The sequence below is a fragment of the uncultured Thiodictyon sp. genome (assembly GCF_903828115.1).
GTDB lineage: Bacteria > Pseudomonadota > Gammaproteobacteria > Chromatiales > Chromatiaceae > Thiodictyon.
This window is the reverse complement of record NZ_CAIKKU010000367.1, coordinates 1-4113: the sequence shown is the minus strand read 5'-3', so window position 1 is coordinate 4113 and position 4113 is coordinate 1. Positions and strand designations below refer to the sequence as shown.

Here is a 4113-nt window from a genome sequence, read left to right as displayed (position 1 = left end):
CGGATGTCGCCCATGAGGTGGCCGGAATCTAATGATCAAGGCCCAATCTCGGGATCCAAAATTAATACCGCTTCTGCTCCCGCCGAACCTCCCGCGCGACCTCCGGGTCGCGCGGCAGTTCTTTCAACCCGTGCAGCAGGGCGCGCATGACCGGGCCGTTGAGATAGTCGTAGGCGGAGCCCTCGATCCCCTGGACGCGCTTGACGCTGATCTGGTCCAGGTCGGCCGTCAACTGGGCGATCAATTCCTGTCGGCGCTCCTCCCGCGCCTCTCCCGACATGGCGCCCAACTGCTGCCGGACCTGATCCTCCAGGGACGCGCGCAGGTGCAGGTCGTCGTGGATGGCGCCGATCTTGGCCAGTGCCAGGACGAACTCGGCCCCGAGCACGAAGGGTGCGCCGCTCTGGCGCCGCCAGACGAAGAGGTCCAGATCCGTCCCCTCGACCGCCACCGCATCGACCCCGATCACCCGCGCGATCAGCCCCGTCGTCAGCGTCTTCAGGGCCCAGCCGGCGGACACCTCGGCGCGGCGCGGGTTGAGGTTCGGCAGGGCGTCCTCCCAATGACGGTCCGTGTGCAGGCGAAAGCCGCGCCGCTCGTCCCCGGCGAGCTTGAGATAGGACGGCTCGATCTCCTCGACCAGGGCCTCGAAATAATACAGCGGGATCGGCATCACCACGTCATGGACCACGATCAGGCGCGGGTCGTGCCAGCGGGTGGTCTTGACCTGCCGACCCCCGTCGCTCAGCACATCGATGAGCCCATCCTGGAAGGCTTGGGCACCCCGCCCCGCCGACTCGGTATCCACGCCCAGGACCACCAGCCGGGTACGGTTGGTCACGACCCCGTCGGCGAGTGCGGCGGACTCGGCCGTGCTCACCCGCGCCATCACCCCGGCCAGTTGCCCGAGCGCCAGGACCTTGCGCTTGCGATAGGCGGCCACCTCGTCATCGGTCACCGGCTCGCCGGGTGCCTTGCCGGGTTCCAGGACCAGCCGGGCCTCCAGGTCCAGACCGGAGATCACGTCGAGCCCCGACTGCCCCTCACCGCCCCCGAAGATGCGCCCGCGCAGCCGCTCGCGCCCGAGTTGGGTCATGGCACGGCGCAGATCGGCAACGGTCTGATCCACCCCCTTGGCGACCACGCGGCCGCCGTCCTGCACCACCGGCTTTAATTCGGCCGCGATGGCCTGGGCGAGCGACTGCCGATCGAAGGTGCTGACGAAGTGACCGTCTTCGATGAAAAGCCGGCTGTAGACCCGCTGCCAGATACGCCGACGCGGTTCGTCCAGGGTCTCGAAGACCTCCACGCGCATGCTGTAGGTCGGGAACACGGCCGTTTCACCGGCCATCAGCCGGGCCGCCTCCTTCTCCAGCTCCTTGACCAGGCCGTCCATGCGGGTGGCCAACCGCACGTATTGGCGCGAGCGCCCCTGCAGGAACTCCAACAGGCCGCGCAATTGCATCAGGCGCACCCGTGCATCCAGATAGCGCAGGGCCGCGGTCTTGGCCTGGGTATAGACCGCCTGCGCCTCCTCCTTGGCCTGGATGAAGTCCTGATCGCGATTGAAGAGCCGCCGGCTGGCCGCCGCCTTGCGCAGGTTCTCATAGGTGAGATCGCGCAGTTCGGCGCGCTTCTTCTGGGACTTGACGATATCCTTCGCCTCGGTCGCCTGCTCCTCCTGGCGCGCCGCGGTGAGCCAGGTCTTGCCGCACACCTCCAGCAGGCGCACGACCAGATAGCGCTCCTGGATCGGATCGAGCTTGAGCCCGGTGACGGCCTCGCCCTCACGCGCGGCCGTCACCAGACCCGGCGCCTCGTTATCGACCAGTTGGTGCCCCTTGCGGACCTCCTCCTCCAGCTTCGAGACCATGTCGATATAGGCATTGGCCTGCTCCTTCTGAAAGAACATGGTGCGATCCTTGATCGTGATCCGGTTGATCAGCACCTCGCGCTGCTCCGCCAGCCGCCGCTCCACCTTCTGCACCAGGGTATCGGCCCGGACCTCCTCGCCCTTCTCGGTGGTGCCGGTGACGGCGCCCGCATCGGTGCCCTCCACCAGCCGGTACCAGTAGCCGTCGAACAGTTCCTCATTGGCATCCTGGCGCGCCAGTTCGCGCACGGAGGCGACGAAGGAGGCATTGATCAGTTCCTCGCGGCCCTCGTCGGACATCTGCGCGAAGCGCGGACTGTTGTAATCCACCGCAAGCTTCGCCAGGGCGCGGGCGCGATCGTCGCCCGCGTCCGTATCCTCGACACCGAAGGTGATCTGGGACCGCAGTGCCTGGGCGGCGAAGCGCAGGGCACAGTATTCCAGCAGGTCGTGACCCGGCAGGACCAGGGCCACCGCCCCGAAGGTACCGTAATTCTTCGCAAAGCCCTCGCCGACATCGCTCAAGTCACCGGGGAAGCGCGTCAGTGATTCCAGGTGCTGCTCATAGTTGTCGTATTCGCCTGAAAGCTCGTTGATGACCGGGGTGAAGACCTGCAGGAAGGCGGCATCGGCAATGACCTTCTCGGGGTCCCGGGTGCCGACATGGGGCGGGCGGTCGAGGATGAACGAGACAAAAAAGGGCCGGGCGCCGACGCTGAGCGTCTCGTGTGAGCCCTCATTGCGGAAATACTGGAAGGGCTCCGCCGTGCGCCCGGACTGTTTGACCTGGGCATAATCGAGCTTGGTGAGGTTCTCCAGCTCCTTCAGCGCCGCATAGGTGTTGGCATGGATGTTGGTATGCAACTCGGGACCCACCTTGTCCGTCACCAGCGAGGACAGCAGCAGGTTCGCGATCACCCGCGGCTGCCAATTGGCGCGTTTGATGACATCATCGACCAGATAGGCCAGCGACAGGAAGCTGCCGGAACCGGTGCCGCCGGCCAGGGTGCAAAAGAGATAGACGTTGAACTTGCCCTGCTTGCGCCAGGTCACGCCCGGGGTCAGGGCCTGATTCACCAGGTCCTTCAACCGTTGCCGGATCATCGGTGAATGAAAGAAAAAGCCCAGCCGGGACTCGATCCGGATCTGTCCGGCGCCCGGCTTGACACCCTCCCGCGGGCTATAGGTGGACGGCAGCCATTGCTCCGTCTGGGGGTCATTGGAGCGGCGCAGATACTCGACCACCTTCTGCTTGTCGAAGGCGGCGATATTGATCCGGTTGCCCTTGGGGATGGATTTGAGCGAATCCTGATCCAGGTCATTGGTGTCGATGGAGATGAAGGACGTCAGCGGGCGCAGTTGCGTCTCCCAATTCGGCAGACTCGCCGCCCGCGCCGCGATGCGATCCACAATCCGCGAGCCCACCCCGCCGGCCCCGATGAAAAAGGTCGGGATGATGGTGCCCTGGTCGGCGCGATAGTCGTTATCAGCCATGATTGCTCCTCTGGATGTCGCTTCTGGATGTCGCATCAGGGGCGCGGCGCCGACCACCGGCGCGCTGCCGCTGTCAGTAAAGATCCATGCCGACACCGACCCGGCACCGGCGGCCTCGATCATCATCCCCGCCCCTGGGAGCGCCGCACCCGAGTCGCGGCGCGATCTCTCAAACGACTGTGGCGTCACCTGGTGCGGGGCCTTGATCATCGTTCCGGCCGCCCCGGGCCGGAGTCCAAGGCTTCAGCCTTGGATGCACAGGACCAAGGCTGAAGCCTTGGACTCCACAAGGTGGCCGCTGGCCGGAACTCAAGGCCTGGTGCGGACAGGCCGGGCCGCGACTCAGGTGCCGCGCTCCCAGTCGGTCGGCCTGAAGGCCGATCTCAAGTTTCGGCCAACGACCGGGTTCGCCTCGCGCCCGGCCTGCAGGCTGGGTAGAGCGCAGCGAAACCCAGCAATCAACGCCTTAGCCGCGCGGCAACGATGGGTTTCGCTGCGCTCTACCCATCCTACCGGGAGACTTCCCGAAGGTCTGCGCGCGGGAGCGGGCAAGTATCTGTCAACGATGGCACAGTTTCCCGGTCGTTGCCAAGTCTGGATATGGAACATTTCGGATCGCTTGGAATTTAGGCCACGGTGACGAGCGCAGACGCGACTGCGACGCCATCAAGCGGCTGACACAGGCAGCGGGCGACTGTTCCGGCCACCACGAGGCCGATATCCGTCGCGGCCTGGGGGCCGCTCCT

Annotated in this window: 1 protein-coding gene; it reads right to left on the bottom strand. The window is 65.7% G+C overall.

Annotated features, from left to right (window positions below; all coding sequences use genetic code 11):
• Positions 1-61: 61 nt before the first annotated feature.
• Positions 62-3367, bottom strand: coding sequence for a tubulin-like doman-containing protein (locus tag QZY48_RS13405; RefSeq protein WP_295431380.1), 3306 nt, complete (start codon positions 3365-3367; stop codon positions 62-64).
• Positions 3368-4113: the final 746 nt, after the last annotated feature.